A 15,880-nucleotide genomic window follows, 5' to 3' on the forward strand; every position below is an offset into this window, starting at 1 on the left:
TCTCATGCGGCGGTGCACCTCTAGAAATTGTGAAGCGATATATCCAGAATCAGTCAGGAGGCGCTATCCCTCCCCACGCGGGTGGGGAATCCCGCGCCTTACGTTGAGAAGTCGGCTACCTACACTTGGAACGAACAGTTCCTTCGCGGCTACCTGGCCACAACAAAGCGCTACGTAGAAACCCAAAAGAACGGTAGGTGAGCTCAATGCCGGGGCTTGCGCTGCCATTCTCTTAGTCAGCACCGCAGAGGTGGCTGGCTCAGCGAAGCGAAGCCGCCCCCCACAGAAAAAAACCATCCACCAACAGGGTATTCAGCACTGCTCCGGCAAAGGCCCAATGGTGCAGGCGACGGGATCCCTGAATGACCCACAGGCCAACCCCAAGGAGCAGAAGGCTTAAGCCGATGCCCCAAGCTACCCCCCAAGGGGTGGCCATTTTGTTGAGCGCAGCCATGAACGGGACGGCTGCCTGATCCAGGCGGTCAAACCGCATTGCCTGCCGCCACTCCGGCAACAGCCCCACCGAGTGAATGTAAAGATCTGTCACTGCTGTGCCCCACAGGGAGCCGAGATAAAACCAGGTGCCGATGCGGGCAAAGCGTTGCCGTGCCCCCCACCAGACAATCGGGATCCCCAGAGCTTCCACCGGCATGTGCCAGAGCGGCTCCCAGCGCAGCCAGCCCCAGTAGAGGGATCCTGCCAGCCAAGTCAGCGTGAAGCCGTAGAGCAGATCCCCCCAGATGCGGCTGCGGGGCCGCGAGTAGAGCCGCAAGCTAAGGCCCAGCCAGCCTAGAGTCATCGCCAAGCTCAGCCAAGGGCCATAGCGCACCAGGGGCGCTTCCACGAAAACGGGTAGGCACACCAGCACAGCCGCCGCCGCCCCGATGGCATGGTAAGACGGAAGCCGCCTTCGCAGAGAAAAGGGGGGAAGCTCCCGTCCAACTAAGCTCTGGGAGGACAGGGAAGGTTCCTCTTGGAGAGGCGGCGAACAAGATGTAGGAAGCAAAACGCAATCTTAGAAACTTTTACATCAGTTAACATAGCATCTTCCCTGCCCTTTCCCGCCCTGGCCAAGCAGGGCCGGCGTTGCCAGGGTATTGCCGGAAATGTCAGGGTGAGAATAACGCGCTGCCTGAGAAAACTATGGAGTTGCTGTTGGCGGGGGATATCGGGGGTACCAAGACCAGCCTCAGCCTCTTCAATGCCCAAGATCCCGACCACAGCCTCTACCACTGCCGCTATGCCAGCCAAAGCTATCCCAACCTCACGCCGGTGGTGCTGGAGTTTCTGGCCCAGGCGCGGCAGGAGCTGGGGCGAGATCCACGGCCGGTTGCTGCCTGTTTTGCTGTGGCTGGACCCGTGATGGAAGAGAAGGGGGGCACGTGGCCAGGGGGACAAACGGCCAAAATCACCAACCTGCCCTGGAGCCTGCACTCAGGCCAATTGGCGGCAGAGCTGGGGATCCCACGCCTAGCTTTGATCAACGACTTCAGCGCCGTGGGGTATGGGGTGCTTGCCCTGCGAGATCAGGATCTGGAAACACTGCAGGCAGGGGAGCGGCAGCCCCAGGCTCCCATCGGTGTCATCGGGGCAGGCACAGGCCTGGGGCAGACCTACCTCACGTGGGGAGAAGGCGGCTACCAGGTTCATGCCAGCGAGGGGGGGCATGTGGATTTTTCTCCACGTACCCCTTTGGAATGGGAGCTGCTGCGGTATCTGCAACAACGACATGGGCGCGTCTCCACTGAACGGGTGGTCTCGGGGCAGGGGATCGTGGCCATCTATCAATTTCTGCGGGATAGCCGCTGGGGCCAAGGAGAGGAGCAGTTGCTGGCCCAAATTGCCGCGTGGGAGAAGAAAGCTAGCCCCATCGACCCGGCAGCCCAAATTGCCAATGCCGCCCTGGAGGGACGGGATCCCTTGGCGGTGGAATGCTTGCGGCTATTTACCAGCTTGTATGGGGCCGCTGTCGGCAATTTTGCCCTGCACCTGTTGCCCCGTGGGGGCCTGTTCATCGCCGGCGGGATCGCGCCCAAGCTCCTGCGCCTCTTGCGAGAGGGGGAGTTTTTGCCCTCCTTTTTGGACAAAGGACGGATGCGCCCTCTGCTGGAGCAACTGTCGGTGCAGGTGGTGGTGAACGCCCAGGTGGGCTTGATAGGGGCTGCCCACTATGCCGCCACTTTGCTATAGAGGTCAGGCCTATTGGCGACAAGGATCCCCTCTAGCCCCTCTCCCTTGGGGAAAGGGGGGGCTAGGCGAGGCGCAGGTTCGCCACCAAGGGGGGGTGGCCATGCCTAGGGCTTGTCCCTGCTCGCAACGACCGCATTTTCTGCCGCCAAAAACAATTGGGCCCGCCAAAAGCAGGCGATAGATTTGCTATCAAAGTCCAGGCCAAAACGGGCCATTTCCGTTAGTTCAGCAGGCGAAAACTCCACGACGGCGATGTCTTCATCCTCGTCCTTGGCCGGTGGAGCATCCAGCACTTCCAGATCCCGCGCCAGGTAGGCGTACATGATCTCGCTGGAATAGCCGGGGCACAGATAAAATTGGCCGAGGGGATCCCAGCGGTGGGCGCGCAGGCCGGTTTCTTCTTCCAGCTCGCGGCGAATGGTTTCATCCGGATGTTCTCCCGGCTCGACGGTGCCGGCAGGAAATTCGTAAAGGTAGGCGGCGACGGCAAAGCGATATTGGCGAATGCAGACGAACTTGCCTTCGGCAGTTACCGGTACGGCCACGACGCCGCCGGGGTGGATGAGGTACTCCCGCTCCGCCTCTGTGCCGTTGGGAAAGCGCAAACGCTGGCTGACAAAAGTGTACTTGTGACCGTGGAAGCGCAGGCGCTCGCGAAGGATCTGGGATGGGGTGTGCATGGCCAAGGTTCCTGAGAGAAAAGCCCCCCTCAGCTTAATGGTTGCCTGCCTTAGGGTAAAGTCGAGAGGCAAACCTCAGGAAGTGCAGGCCATGATCTTCCCTTCCCTGAAGGAGTTTCTCGCCCTCAGCCAACAGGGTAATTTCATCCCGGTGTACCAGGAATGGGTGGCGGACTTGGAAACGCCTGTCTCTGCCTGGTACCGGGTCTGTGCCGGGCGGCCCTACAACTTTTTGTTGGAATCGGTGGAGGGAGGGGAGCAGGTGGCCCGCTACAGCTTCCTCGGCTGCGATCCCCTGTGGGTGCTAGAGGTGCGCGGGGATCAGGCCTTGCAAATCCACCGCGACGGGCGTCGAGAACAGCACCACGGGGATCCCTTTGCCATTTTGGCCCGCTGCCTGCAGCCCTATGAGCCGGTGCACCTGCCGGAGTTGCCCAGCAGCATTGGCGGGCTGTTCGGCTACTGGGGCTATGAGCTGATTCGCTGGATTGAGCCCAAGGTACCCATCCATCCCCCGCAGCCAGGGGATCCGCCCGACGCCATCCTAATGCAGGTGGACAGCATCCTGATCTTCGACCAGGTGAAGCGCAAGATCTGGGTGGTGGCCTTTGCCGACACGCGCCAGCAGCCGGCGGAGCAGGCCTACGCCCAAGCTTGCCAGCGGGTGGAAACGCTGCTGCAACAGCTCAGCGCTCCCCTGTCGCTATCCCACTTCAGCCTCGACTGGAAGCCCCACCTGCCCGATGCCATTCCCCCCAGCACCCTCAGCCGCGCCGCCTACTGCCAGGCGGTGGAGCAGGCCAAAGCCTACATCCGCGCCGGCGAGATCTTTCAGGTGGTGCTCTCGCAGCGCTTGACCAGCCGCTTTGACGGGGATCCCTTTCGCCTCTACCGCTCCCTGCGGCTGATTAACCCCTCCCCCTACATGGCATTTTTGCAGTTTGGGGATCTGTGCCTGATTGGCTCCAGCCCAGAGGTGATGGTCAAGCTCAGCCGGGTGGGGGAAGAGCGCATCGCCACCGTGCGTCCCATCGCCGGCACCCGCCCCCGCGGCACTACCCCCGCCGAAGACCGCCAGTTGGAGCAAGAGCTCTTGGCGGATCCCAAGGAGCGGGCGGAGCACGTCATGCTGGTGGACTTGGCCCGCAACGACCTGGGAAGGGTCTGCCGCCTGGGATCCGTGCAGGTGGACGACCTGATGCAGATTGAGCGCTACAGCCACGTGATGCACATCGTCAGCAACGTGGTAGGGCAGTTGGATCCCCGCTACAGCGCCTGGGATCTGCTGCGGGCCACCTTTCCTGCCGGCACCGTTACCGGCGCCCCCAAAATTCGCGCCATGCAGATTATCCACGAGCTGGAAGGGTGCCGCCGCGGCCCCTACGCCGGTGCCTACGGCTACTATGACTTCTCCGGCCAACTGAACACCGCCATCACCATCCGCACCCTGCTGGTTCAACGGGGCCAGGTGAGCGTCCAAGCCGGGGCGGGCATCGTGGCCGACTCGGATCCAGAGCGGGAATATCAAGAATGTTTGAACAAGGCGCGGGGCATGCTGATGGCAGTGGCCAGTCTGCAAAAGGGGTAAAGGTTCATGTTAGCCGAGGTGCGCTTTAGCCATATAGGACAGCAGCCGGATCCGGAGACCGTAGAGCAGGCGTTTCACCTGTTTTCCACCGAGGGCTACCTGGTGCTGCCGGAGATCTTCCCCACGGCGCTCATCGACAAGCTGCACAGCAGCTTTCTGGCCACCTACAGCCGCTACTGCACCCACGAGAACCACACCGACGCCCTGTTGGTGGGCAATCGACGAGTGATGGTGACGGTGCGCCTGGAGGAGCCCTTCAATGATCCCCTGCTCTATGCCCACCCCTTAGTCCTGCCTATTTTGCAGCGAATCTTGGGATCAAGCCTGATCCTGAGCGGGATGGGGGTGGTAGTTTCTCTGCCGGGATCCGCCGACCAACAGGTTCACCGGGATCTCTCCCACCTCTTCGGCGACGCAATTCTGGATGCCATCATCCCCTGCTATGCCCTCAATCTTCTCATTCCGCTGGTGGATGTCAACGAAGAGAACGGCATAACCCGTCTCTGGCCCGGCAGCCATGCCGTTTTCGAGGCCCACTACACCGAGCTGGCCCGGCAGATGCCCTTTGTCGATCCGCCGCTGGCCAAGGGATCCTGCCTGCTGTTCGATTACCGCTTGATCCACCTAGGCCGGGCCAATCGTTCTACCGCTCCCCGGCCCCTCCTTTACAACACCTACAGCCGACCTTGGTTCCGGGATCCCGTCAACTACACCCGGCAGCCCCCCTTGGTGATCCCGGCAGCCGAGAAAGAGCGGATCCCGGCCCAGCACCAATCCCTATTCGTGGCAGCGCAGATTGTCTAGAGGAAAGTTTTGAGGAACGGGGGAAGATGCCTCAGAATGGGGGTGGGTATCCCCGTTGTTGAAGTTTGATTGCGCACCCCACTATGAGCGAAAGCACCTCTCAAGAGCCATCTTTGGCGCCAGCGGCAGACGCAATGGCCCCTGCTGCCGATCCCAGCGCAGAAACCGCGCCGGCTCCTGAAACCGACCAAGGATCCGCCAGCCGGCGTGTCCGTCAACTTTTGGGCATGAAAGGGGCAGAGGTGGAGTCTCGCTCTGTTTGGCAAGTCCACCTGCAACTGATGAAGCCCGTCACCTGGATCCCGCTGGTGTGGGGCCTGATTCCGGGGGCGGCCTCTTCTGGCCACTTTACCTGGACTTGGGAGAACGTGGCCCTCATCCTGGTGGGCATGATCCTGGCCGGCCCCCTGATGACCGGCTACACCCAGACTCTGAACGAGTACTACGACCGCGACATCGACGCCATCAACGAGCCCTACCGCCCCATCCCTTCTGGGGCCATCTCCCTGCAGCGGGTGGTTATCCAGATCTGGGTGCTGCTGATCTTGGGGCTGGGGTTGGCCTATGCCCTGGACTGGTACACCGGCCACGACTTCCCGGTGATCACCTGCATTGCCCTGGCGGGAGCCCTAATTGCCTACATCTACTCGGCGCCGCCCCTGAAACTAAAGCGCAATGGCTGGCTGGGCAACTACGCCCTGGGCGCCAGCTACATTGCTTTGCCCTGGTGGACAGGCCACGCCCTGTTTGGCCAGCTCAACTGGACAGTCTGCATCCTAACTCTAATCTACAGCTTGGCCGGCTTGGGGATTGCCGTGGTCAACGATTTCAAGAGCATGGAGGGGGATCGGCAGTTTGGCCTGGCCTCGCTGCCGGTGATGTTTGGCGCTATGGGGGCGGCCTGGATCGCGGCGCTGATGATTGACCTATTTCAGTTCGGCATGGCCTCGTTTTTGCTGGGAGCCGGCCTAAAGCTCTACGCCGCAATTTTGGTGCTGCTCATTATCCCCCAGATCACCTTCCAAGACATGTACCTGCTGCGGGATCCGCTGAAGAATGATGTGAAGTACCAGGCCAGCGCTCAGCCTTTTCTAGTGTTGGGCATGTTGGTGGTGGGTCTGGCGCTGGGGCGTTCCGGGCTGTGGTAGTCGAGCCGAAGGCCAAGTGCCCATCCTGGCAAGCGAGGTGACGGCTTCCGCCCTGGCTCATCCTCTCTACCGGGGCCAAGATCAAGCTAGGGATCCCTCTAAGGTAGCCGATGGATCCCAAAGAGTGGAATGGCCCTGGGCCAAAGGAGAGGTCCGATGAAACTGTTTTTTCCCCGCCCACTGGGGCTAAGCCTGGCTTTGCTCTTGGGGGCTGTCGCTCCTGTACAAGCTCAGCGGATCGTCATTGATGGCCGCGGGATCGTTGTCGAACCCAGCACCGGTGGCTCGCTTATCCTCAACCCCGACCAGCCGCTCTTGGCTCCGTTCCTGCCCAGGGGAGTTCCTTTTTCCATCGATGCCGAGGGCCAAGTGGTCTCTGCCCCTGGCTACCGCTGCAGCGCCACCACTGCTGCCGACAACTCCCCCATCATCTGCCGCTCCCAGTTCAATCCCAACGACGTGGTGGTCTACGAGCGGGATGGCCGCTCCAACACCTTCTTCGTCAATACCGACAACACCGGGATCCGGCCCAGTGGCAGCGGCCTGCGGATTCTGCCCAACTCCGAGCCGGTGCAGCCTTCCGGCAGCGGCCTGCGCATCCTCCTCAACTAAAGAGGGGAAGCGGCTCTTGTCTAGGCGGATCCCGCCCGTCTTGCTTCTAGTTCCTGCAGGATCTGCCGGTGGCGCTGCCGGGTGATGGGGTAGAGCCACACCAGCAGGATGCCGCCGATTAAAACCACCGCCGGCAAGGGGCCAATGGCAAGGCGGATGGCCAACAGGGCCGATTCCGGCTGGGTGGGCGGCGGCCCCCCGGCCACCGAAGGGATAAAGCCAGACCACTCCAGAACTTGCCCTAGGAAAAACAGCCCCAGTCCTAGGCCTACCTTTTGCAGGAACACCATCAAGGCGTAGAAGATCCCTTCCCGCCGCTCCCCAGTTTGCAGCTCGTCCAGGTCGATGACATCCGGCAACATCGACCAGGGGCCGAGATAGGCCGTGGCCGAAACCCCCACCCCCGCCAACAGCGCCAGGGCAATCATGAACCGCTCCTGGCCGGGCTGTAGGAAAAACAGGCCGGCTTGGGAGATCAGCCAAAACCCCGCCCCGATCAGGTACATGGCGCGCTTGCCCAGGTGGGCGCTCAGTCGCGTCCAGGCAAACAGGGTCAGCACCGCAACGCTCTGAACCGCCAACACCACCAGCGAGATCCACACTTCCGGCAACTGCATCCAGAAAACGATGAAATAGGGGATGATCGTGGCCGTAAACTGAAACGCCAGCCAAGAACACAGGTAGATGCCGCTGACAAATAGATAGGGGCGGTTGCTGAAGGCCACCCGCAGTTGCTGCAGTAGGGGCAGCGGATCCCGCCAGGATTGATACCGTTCTCGCACCCCCCAAAAGCAGAGCAGCAGGGGCACAGCCGAGATCCCCCCAAAACAAGCTCCCGCCAGCAGATGGCCAGCAGCCCGATCCGGCAGCAGGTTAACCAAAAGCGGAAAGGTGACTACTGCAACCATGCTGCCCCCCACCGAGAAGGCAAAGCGGAACTGGTTGAGCTGGGTGCGCTCGTCGTAGTTTTGGGTTAGCTCCGCTGTCAGAGAGGCATAGGGAATGTTGGCGGCAGAGTAGAAGGTGTTAAACAGCAGCGACACCGCCAGGTAATAGGCAAACAAAAGCCCAGTTCGACTGGGAAAAGGGATCCACCACTGCGCCGCAAAGGTCAGGGCAAAGGGAAGAGCCGAAAACAGCAACCAGGGGCGGCGACGACCCCAACGGCTGCGGGTGCGGTCGCTGAGGATGCCGATGAGGGGATCGTTGAGGGCATCCCAAAAGCGGGTGATGGCGTAGATGCTGCCGGCCAGGCCCGCCGCCAGGCCGACAGTATTGGTGAGAAAGGGCAGCAGGAAAAAGATGAGGATATTGGCCGTCATGCCCGTGCCCAGATCCCCCACCCCATAGGCCAGCTTGGTCCACCAGCTTAGTCGTCTGTCGGCCATGGCTTGCTCGGCAAAGGGGTGTTGACGGGGAAGGGGCGGAGGCCAATGGCCTTTGTGGCAGAGGGGCTAGACGCGCATCTGGCTCATTGCCTCTAGATCTAGCACCCTGGCCACCTCTTCTGGACTCATCAGGTTGCGCTCTAGGACAATCTGGCGGATGGGCTTCCCCGTTTCCAGGGAGATCTTGGCCACTTCTGCCGCCTGCAGGTAGCCAATGTAGGGGTTGAGGGCAGTCACCAAAGCCAGTGTCCCCTCTGCATAGCTGCGACAGCGATCCGCCTGGGCGGTGATGCCGCTGACGCAACGTTCAGTAAAGACCCGCAGGCTGTTGTTGAGGATCTGCAGGCTATGCAGGAGGTTATAGGCAATCAGGGGCATCATCACGTTGAGTTCAAACTGCCCTGCCTGGGCCGCAAGGACAATGGCAGTGTCGAGGCCGATGACCTGAAAGCAGACCATGTTCAGCATCTCAGCCATCACCGGGTTGTACTTGCCGGGCATGATGGAGGAGCCAGGCTGCACCGGCGGCAGTTGGATCTCTTTAAGGCCAGTCTTAGGGCCGGAATCCATCAGCCGCAGGTCATTGGCCAATTTGATGCCGTCTTGGGCCAGGTTGCGCAGGGATCCCGATAGGTGCACCAAGGGGGCCATGCTCTGCATCGCCGCCATGGGATGGGGAGCCGGCGTGAGGGGCAACTGGGTGTACTCTGCCAGCCGCTGCACCACCTTTTGCCGGTATAGGGGATGGGTGTTGAGGCCGGTGCCAACGGCGCTTCCCCCCAGCCCCAGGCTGCACAGGGCTTGGCTGGCCTCCTCAATCCAGCGGCGGTGCTGGGCAAAGATGGCTGCGTAGGCGCCGAAGCTGTCCCCTAGGCGCACCGGCACTGCATCCTGCAAATGGGTGCGGCCCGCCTTGAGGATGTCGCGAAACTCCTGCGCCTTTTGCTCCAGCGCCGCCACCAGGTTGTCCAGCGTGCCCAGGAGATCCCGCCGCACCCGCAGCAGGGCGGCCAGACGAATGGCGGTGGGGATGACATCGTTGGTGGACTGGCCGTAGTTGACATGGTCGTTGGGGCTGACCCGCTCGTAGCGCCCCTTGGGCTCCCCCAGAATCTCCAGGGCGCGGTTGGCCAGCACCTCGTTGACATTCATGTGGTGGGAGGTGCCTGCCCCGGCCTGGTAGACATCCACCACAAACTGATCCCGCAGGGATCCCTGGAGGATCTCGTCCGCTGCTTGGACGATGGCCTTGGCCACCTCAGGGGGAATGCAGCCCAGCTCGCCGTTGACTTCAGCCGCCGCCTTTTTAATGAGTACACAGGCCTCCACGTACTCCGGTAGCGGCTTGAGGCCGCTGATGGGAAAATTCTCCAGGGCGCGGGCGGTTTGGATGCCGTAGTAGACCGACTGGGGCAATTGCCGCTCCCCCATCGAGTCTCGCTCGCTGCGCACTTGCAGTGGGTCTGTCTTTGGAACCATAGCACAGCTTTAGCTGGCAGGGCTCTCCTCAGCGGGTTTTTGGGAAGGCTCCTGCAGGGCTAGGGATCCCTTTTCCTGGAGGGCGGCCAGCTGTTGGCTGAGGCGCTCGTTGTTTTCCGCCAAGACGAGCACCATGGCCGCGCAGGCCAGATGGACTCCGGCCCGGAATTCGGCCGAGGTTTTGTACTGGGCCAGCGCCTCGCTGTCTCCTTCCCGCGGGCTTAGGATCAGTTGCACCGACTTTTGGGCCAACTCTTTCAGTTCCCGTTCCGTTAAACCGAGCTGCACTGCTTCTGCCCTCCCTTCTAACCGGAAAACAAGCCCCACCCTGCCCTCTCGCCAGCAGGATTGCCACTTTGGTTATCCTACCGCGGTTGCTGCCCCAATCCGGCATCCTTACTTCCAGTGGATCGGCTCAGAACCCCTAGAAGAAAACAAAAAATGCCAGCTAGTATAAGTGCAGCATGCTTTGCCCTTCTGGCCGATGGCCCACTTGGGGGTGCAAGTCCATCGGCCGGCAACGGCGCAAAATAGCCTGCTATTCTCTGAGTACTACCCATCTTGGTTGTTGTTCACAGAGAGGAAAACTTGTCCGTAGAACGTCCACTTGACCGCTTTCCCCACAAGCAGCGCGCAGAGCTGCCGGCGATTAACGAGCGCATCCGCTTCCCCAAAATTCGCCTCATCGATACCGATGGCACCCAGTTGGGGATCATGAGCCCGCGCGAAGCCCTGCGCTTGGCCGAAGAAAAAGATCTGGACTTGGTCTTGGTGAGCGACAAAGCGGATCCCCCGGTCTGCCGCATTATGGACTACGGCAAGTTCAAGTTTGAGAAGGAGAAAAAAGAACGGGAGGCCCGCAAAAAACAACACACCGCCGAGATCAAGGAAGTGAAGTTTCGCTACAACATCGGCGAGCACGACTACCACGTGCGCCTGCGCAGCGCCCAGCAGTTTTTGGGGGATGGAGACAAGGTGAAGGCCACGGTGATGTTCCGCGGCCGCGAGGCGCAGCACGCCGAGTTGGGAGAAGAATTGTTGCACCGCCTGTTCAAAGACCTAGAAGACGTGGCGGAAATGCAGCAGCCCCCCCAGAAGGAAGGGCGAAACATCATCATGATCCTCTCCCCGAAAAAATCGACCTGAGGATGAATCCCACCGATGCCGCTAGCAGTTGGGGATCCCGCGCCGGAGTTCACCTTGCCCGATGCCGAGGGCAACTTGATCAGCCTGGGCCAGTTGCGGGGCCGGCGGGTGGTGCTCTATTTCTACCCGCGGGACAACACCCCCGGCTGCACCCGAGAGGCCTGTGGCTTTCGGGAGGCCTACGCCGACTATCAAGCCCACGGGATCCAGATCTTGGGGGTGAGCCCCGACGATGCCCGCTCCCACCAAAAGTTTGCCCAGAAGCTGCAACTGCCCTTTCCGCTGTTGGTGGATGAGGGGGCCAAAGTGGCCAGTGCCTATGGGGTCTATGGCCCGAAAAAGTTCATGGGCAAAGTGTACAACGGCATTCACCGCACCACCTTTGTCATCGATCCGGAAGGGAAGATCGAGGCCATTATCACCAAGGTCAAGGTGGAGACTCACGCGGCGGAGCTGCTCCAGCAGTTAACTGGCTCCTAGTCTCTCTGTTGGGGGGTGCAGGGGGAGGGGGAGCCCTGTCGGCAAAGCTGCCGATAGGTCTAGCGTTCCCCTGCCGAGGTTAGGACAAAAAGGGATCAGTTAAGGGATATAACAATACAAATACAAAGTGCTGGTATGGATTCCCCTGGGGCCGTGTCCCGACGCACCCGTACCACCAAGTCCATTCACGAGAGCTACCAAATTTTGGGTCTGGCTGGCCAAGGGCAGTATGGGCGTGTGTTTTGCGCCTGGCCCCGCCAAGGGGGGGAGCTGGTGGCCCTCAAGGAGCTGCCGGCGGAGCGCTTTCCCACCCCCAACCTGCTGCGGGAGCTGCGCTACTTGCTGACGTTGAACCATCCCAATATCACCCGCTGCTACGCCCTCGAACATGCCCGTGAGGGGCGCTATTTGGTGTTGGAGTACTGCGAGGGAGGCACCCTGCGGGAGCTGATCGACCAGGTGGAGCAGGGGCTGTGGCTACCGGTCAAGCAGGTTTTGGGCTTTGTGGATCAGATCTTGGCCGGCTTGGATCATGCCCATCGACAGGGGGTAATTCACTGCGATGTGAAGCCGGAGAACATTTTGCTCAAGCCCACACCCCAGGGCTGGCAACTGAAGCTGACGGACTTTGGCATCGCCCGCCACCCCCAGCCTGCTCCTGGCGAGATCACGGCTACCGGATCCCCGGCCTACATGGCCCCGGAGCGCTTCTACGGCCAGTTTAGCCCCGCTTCCGACCTCTACGCGGTAGGGATCATCCTCCTAGAGCTGTTGACGGGCCAGCGGCCCTTTTCCGGCTCCCCTAGCCAGTTGATGCACGCCCATCTCAACCAGCGGTTTGTCTGTCCAGAGGGGATCCCGGCCCCGCTGCAGGAGCTGCTGGAGATCACGTTGCGCAAATTGCCCCTGCGGCGGTTTCGCACGGCGGCGCAGATGCGCTCGGCTCTGGCGGTGTTGGCCCAGGAGTGGCAGGAGCCAGCCAGTTGCTGGGTTGGCCCTCGCCTGCCCCGGTGGTCTCCCCCCGGTTTGCAGATCTGGGATCTGCCGGATCCAGGTTTTGTGGGCGGTGGCGGGATCGAGTCCCTGCCTGAGCAAAAGTTCTACATCTGCGAGGATCCCGGCGGCTGCCGCTCTCCGCTGCTGTTGCGGGTGACCTCCCAAAAGCTGGAGTGGCTAGAGCTGCAGGCCCTTGCCTCAGGAGCGCTGCCTCTAGCCTGTTTCTCCTTGGCCGAACCGTTGCAGCAAGTGCTGCCCTTGCCGAGCTTCCCGGAGGCTTTGGCTTTTTCCAAAAGCAGCCTTTTGCACCTAAGTCCCGCACGCATCCGTACCTTGCTGAGTTTTGCGGAGGATTGGCGGGCCACCTGGCTAGAGGAGCGGCAGGAGCTAATCTGGGCCACCGCCCAAGAGCTGGGGGCTGTGCAGTGGCAGCCAAAAGGGCCAACCGCCGCTCAGCCCTTCCCTGAGTTCCACTGCTATTTCCGCTGGCCTGGGCAGAGGTTGCAGCCGGATGGCCAGGGATCCCTGCCCCGCTTGCTGGCCCTCTCGGATTATCTAGTTTTGCTGACAGGTGCGGGGCGGCAGTGGGTGCAGATGAGCCTTTTGCCCTATCCCACCGGTTTGCCTTTGCAGCCGGGATCCCAGCCGCTGCGCTATCGCCTACCCCTGGATCCCAAAGGGAGGGTGCTCAGCTTGGGGGAACGGCTGATTTTTGCCCCCAGGGATGGAGAGGGGCAGGGATGCTGCCCCCACCTTTGCTCGGTGCAGGTCAACCCTCTGCGGCTGCGCCGCTGGTTTTTGAAGGGGTGGCCCCTGCAGATGGCCAAGGCCCCTTGGGGCGTGCTGCTGCTGTGTCGCGAGGGAGAGGAGTTCTCTTCCCTTTGGTTGTATAGCAAGGGGGGGGATCCCTTGGCCCAGGTGGCCGTGCCGCCCGGATCCGAGGTGTTGCAGGTGGGGCAAAGGGGACTGGTCTGGCTGCAAGTGCCCAAGACCGGGAAGCCGCAGCAATTTCAGCTTTGGCAGTTGGATCTTAACCAGTTGCCGGCCAATGGCCATGCTGTTGAGGTGGTTTCTTTGGGCTAGCGACGGGTCAGTTGCCAGGGATCCTTGCCACTACCTTCGGCTCTGCTTCCTTGGGGAGCGGGAAAAATAGGGGCTGAGAGGGCAGACTGTTTCGCTGCCAACTCTTTGCCCTGAAATGGCTGTAACTGAGCTTGGGCTGTTTGGCTAGCTACTGGAGTGGGCTTGGCGAGCCAATTGCTTGAGAAAGGTCAGAGGATGACGGTTGTGAAGCTGCTGCTTGAGCCGCTCTTGCAGGAGCTCCTCCTGCCAGGGATCCCCCGATTGCAGCCACTCCAAGTAGCTGAGCCCTGCCACCCGCGTCAGATAGGCCCCGCTGGCCGCCTGCAGGGGGATCCCCACAAACATCCAGGGGCTGGCTTTGAGGACAGAGCCTAGGGAGTGGGTAGCCAGCTCTAGTCCCCCGAGCTGCACAATCATTTGCGCCAGGCTGCGGGCAATTTGCTGGGCCTGCTGCAGAGTGATGCGGCGATCGAACACCTGATGCAGCTCCCCGATCATACGCGCCTGGATGGCTACCCCGGCCAGCACATCCAAGGCCGGGAGGGGGGTCGCGGCCAAGGCAGCGGCCGTCGCCCACTGCATCCGTTCCACGATCCGGCGACCCTGTTGGTGGCGCTCTTCCCGCAAAGCCTGTTGGACGGCCTCGCCCAGCGTTTGGGTCTGCAACAGGGCGTTGGCCAGGCGCAGATGGGATCCCTTTTGCTGTAGCAGGCGGGCCATCTGCTGGATGAGGGCGGCAGTATCGGGGGGCTGTGGCTCCCAGGTCTCTTGCCGGGATCCGTCTGGAAAGCAGTAGCGGACTTTCAAGGGCTCTGGGTCGGCAGCAATGGCCACCACCTGCTCAGGGGGGATGACGCCGGCGGTGCGCTGGCGCAGGTGGGCCAAGATGATCTCCACCTCTTCCGGCAGCATTTGATCCGTCTTGTTGAGGGCCAGGATGGTGGATTTCCCCAGCCGGGCCAGCTCCAGCAGCTCGGCATATTCCGAGGCCAGCAGATCCCCGGCCACCACCAAGATCAGCAGATCGGCCTTCTGGGCCAGGGCGCGCGCTTCTGCCTCGCCGGCGCCGCCGATGGTCAGCAGGCCAGGGGTATCGGTGAGGGAGATGGGGCCGCTCCAGCCCTCCAGCCGATAGGTGTGAACGGATCCCTGCTGGGTAGTGCCCAGGGTGGGAGCGGTTTCCCCCACAGGCTGCCCCATCAAGGCGTTGATCAGAGAAGTTTTGCCAGCAGAGGCAGTGCCGAACACCACCAGGTGCAATTCCTCCTGGGCCAGCCGCCGGTCGATTTCCTGCATCTTGGCCTGTAAGGCGCGACGGCTGATCTCGTTTTGCAGCTTCTGGATGAGGCGATCGACATCCTGCAGATCCGCCTGCACCTGATCCCGGGTCAACTTAACCCGCCGTTTGCCTGGGGTGGGATCCCTCTGCTGTTGGCGAGCCTGTTGCCACCAGCGCTGCACCGCCAGCCCTGCCGCCACCGTTCCTCCCAGGATGCCGGCCACCACCAGATCTGCGAGCGGCACCGAATAGGGAGCAACAAAGCTGTAGATGCCACTAACCCATTGCAGGTATTGGCTGAGAGCCGCCAAGCCCAGCCCCGTCAATAACCACAGCCACGTGGAGCGCGACAACACCATGCCAACCCACAGCTTGCCCAAATGCCCAATCCGGAACGGAGCCTGATCTCTAGAGAAGCTCTGAAGATCTATCCAGAGGTCTACAAAGGCAAGAGAAGCGATTGCAAATTCAGGACGGCTAAACCCTCTCCGCTGGCAACCCCGGCGCAAGCTGGAGCCGCAGCCTCTTCTTTAGCATAGGGCTTAGTGTAGCTGAGCATACAATTTTTTCGGGTGAGCCAGCGCAGGGACGGCTGACCCCAGCTAGGGAATCAACGAGAGAGGCAGGCACTGAAGAGCGTCCTCAGCCCAAGCGGCCAGGGATCCCCGTCAAAACCGCCGGCGGCTCCAGCGGCGCCGGCAGAAACTCACCCCCCCGGTAGTCCAGTAGCTGCACCAGGAGCAAGTAGCCCACCCCCAGGGCAATGGCCAAAGCTCCCGTAACAATAGCCACCCACTTAGGCCGTTCCACGCTGCGCCTCCCCCGTCAACTGCCTATCCCTACCCATGATGCCCGAAACGACCACTTGCGGCCCAGCCAAGGATGTCTGGAAGTTTTTGTATCCTGAGGGGGTGTGAGGTCTGGAGAGATGATGAACGGGATCCCATCTTGGCGGCGGCAACTGCGGCGTTGGCTGCCCTGGGCTGCCCTGCTGCTGCTCCTGGTGG

15 protein-coding genes are annotated in these 15,880 nt (G+C 61.6%); 8 read left to right on the plus strand and 7 right to left on the minus strand.

The window, feature by feature from the left end; translation table 11 throughout:
- Nucleotides 1–259: 259 nt before the first annotated feature.
- The gene (locus NW863_RS07265) at nt 260–868 is read right to left on the minus strand and encodes a DUF3120 domain-containing protein (protein WP_414365565.1); all 609 of its coding nucleotides are present in this window, start codon (nt 866–868) and stop codon (nt 260–262) included.
- A 275-nt stretch (nt 869–1,143) separates the two neighbouring features.
- On the opposite strand from NW863_RS07265, the gene NW863_RS07270 reads away from it, so the two are divergent.
- Nucleotides 1,144–2,190, plus strand: a complete 1,047-nt coding sequence (locus NW863_RS07270) for a glucokinase (RefSeq protein ID WP_414365566.1) — start codon at nt 1,144–1,146, stop codon at nt 2,188–2,190.
- 104 nt (nt 2,191–2,294) lie between these two features.
- On the opposite strand, the gene NW863_RS07275 is transcribed toward NW863_RS07270, so the two are convergent.
- Nucleotides 2,295–2,870: an NUDIX hydrolase gene (locus NW863_RS07275; RefSeq protein ID WP_414365567.1), complete on the minus strand. Its 576-nt coding sequence runs from the start codon at nt 2,868–2,870 to the stop codon at nt 2,295–2,297.
- Between the two features lie 91 nt (nt 2,871–2,961).
- Here NW863_RS07275 and trpE point away from each other — a divergent pair, with 91 nt between their 5' ends.
- The 4 genes from trpE (at nt 2,962) to NW863_RS07295 (ending at nt 7,022) form a co-directional block, all read left to right on the plus strand.
- Nucleotides 2,962–4,458, plus strand: coding sequence for an anthranilate synthase component I (gene trpE / locus NW863_RS07280; protein WP_414365568.1), 1,497 nt, complete (start codon nt 2,962–2,964; stop codon nt 4,456–4,458).
- A gap of 6 nt (nt 4,459–4,464) precedes the next feature.
- Nucleotides 4,465–5,262: a phytanoyl-CoA dioxygenase family protein gene (locus NW863_RS07285; RefSeq protein ID WP_414365569.1), complete on the plus strand. Its 798-nt coding sequence runs from the start codon at nt 4,465–4,467 to the stop codon at nt 5,260–5,262.
- Between the two features lie 134 nt (nt 5,263–5,396).
- Nucleotides 5,397–6,410, plus strand: a complete 1,014-nt coding sequence (chlG, locus tag NW863_RS07290) for a chlorophyll synthase ChlG (RefSeq protein WP_414365570.1) — start codon at nt 5,397–5,399, stop codon at nt 6,408–6,410.
- 156 nt (nt 6,411–6,566) lie between these two features.
- Nucleotides 6,567–7,022 carry a hypothetical protein gene (locus tag NW863_RS07295; RefSeq protein WP_414365571.1) on the plus strand — a complete coding sequence of 152 codons (456 nt, stop codon included), beginning with the start codon at nt 6,567–6,569 and terminating at the stop codon, nt 7,020–7,022.
- A gap of 20 nt (nt 7,023–7,042) precedes the next feature.
- Here NW863_RS07295 and NW863_RS07300 read toward each other — a convergent pair whose 3' ends face one another.
- The 3 genes from NW863_RS07300 to NW863_RS07310 all read right to left on the minus strand — a co-directional run bounded on the left by NW863_RS07300 (nt 7,043) and on the right by NW863_RS07310 (nt 10,177).
- Nucleotides 7,043–8,410, minus strand: coding sequence for an MFS transporter (locus NW863_RS07300; RefSeq protein ID WP_414365572.1), 1,368 nt, complete (start codon nt 8,408–8,410; stop codon nt 7,043–7,045).
- A gap of 66 nt (nt 8,411–8,476) precedes the next feature.
- Nucleotides 8,477–9,889: an aspartate ammonia-lyase gene (locus NW863_RS07305; RefSeq protein ID WP_414365573.1), complete on the minus strand. Its 1,413-nt coding sequence runs from the start codon at nt 9,887–9,889 to the stop codon at nt 8,477–8,479.
- Nucleotides 9,890–9,898: 9 nt separating this feature from the next.
- Nucleotides 9,899–10,177, minus strand: a complete 279-nt coding sequence (locus tag NW863_RS07310) for a hypothetical protein (protein WP_414365574.1) — start codon at nt 10,175–10,177, stop codon at nt 9,899–9,901.
- A gap of 300 nt (nt 10,178–10,477) precedes the next feature.
- On the opposite strand from NW863_RS07310, the gene infC reads away from it, so the two are divergent.
- From infC to NW863_RS07325, 3 genes are all read left to right on the plus strand, one after another.
- Nucleotides 10,478–11,035, plus strand: a complete 558-nt coding sequence (infC, locus tag NW863_RS07315) for a translation initiation factor IF-3 (RefSeq protein ID WP_414365575.1) — start codon at nt 10,478–10,480, stop codon at nt 11,033–11,035.
- Between the two features lie 15 nt (nt 11,036–11,050).
- Nucleotides 11,051–11,515 carry a thioredoxin-dependent thiol peroxidase gene (gene bcp / locus NW863_RS07320; RefSeq protein WP_414365576.1) on the plus strand — a complete coding sequence of 155 codons (465 nt, stop codon included), beginning with the start codon at nt 11,051–11,053 and terminating at the stop codon, nt 11,513–11,515.
- Between the two features lie 153 nt (nt 11,516–11,668).
- Complete coding sequence (locus tag NW863_RS07325) at nt 11,669–13,594, plus strand: serine/threonine-protein kinase (RefSeq protein ID WP_414365577.1); 1,926 nt, start codon at nt 11,669–11,671, stop codon at nt 13,592–13,594.
- A 144-nt stretch (nt 13,595–13,738) separates the two neighbouring features.
- On the opposite strand, the gene NW863_RS07330 is transcribed toward NW863_RS07325, so the two are convergent.
- Nucleotides 13,739–15,232 (minus strand): DUF697 domain-containing protein, encoded by a 1,494-nt coding sequence (locus tag NW863_RS07330; protein ID WP_414365578.1) that lies wholly within the window; start codon nt 15,230–15,232, stop codon nt 13,739–13,741.
- A gap of 283 nt (nt 15,233–15,515) precedes the next feature.
- Nucleotides 15,516–15,683, minus strand: coding sequence for a hypothetical protein (locus NW863_RS07335; RefSeq protein ID WP_414365579.1), 168 nt, complete (start codon nt 15,681–15,683; stop codon nt 15,516–15,518).
- Nucleotides 15,684–15,880: the final 197 nt, after the last annotated feature.

Source organism: Synechococcus sp. B60.1, assembly GCF_047462555.1.
GTDB lineage: Bacteria > Cyanobacteriota > Cyanobacteriia > Thermostichales > Thermostichaceae > Thermostichus.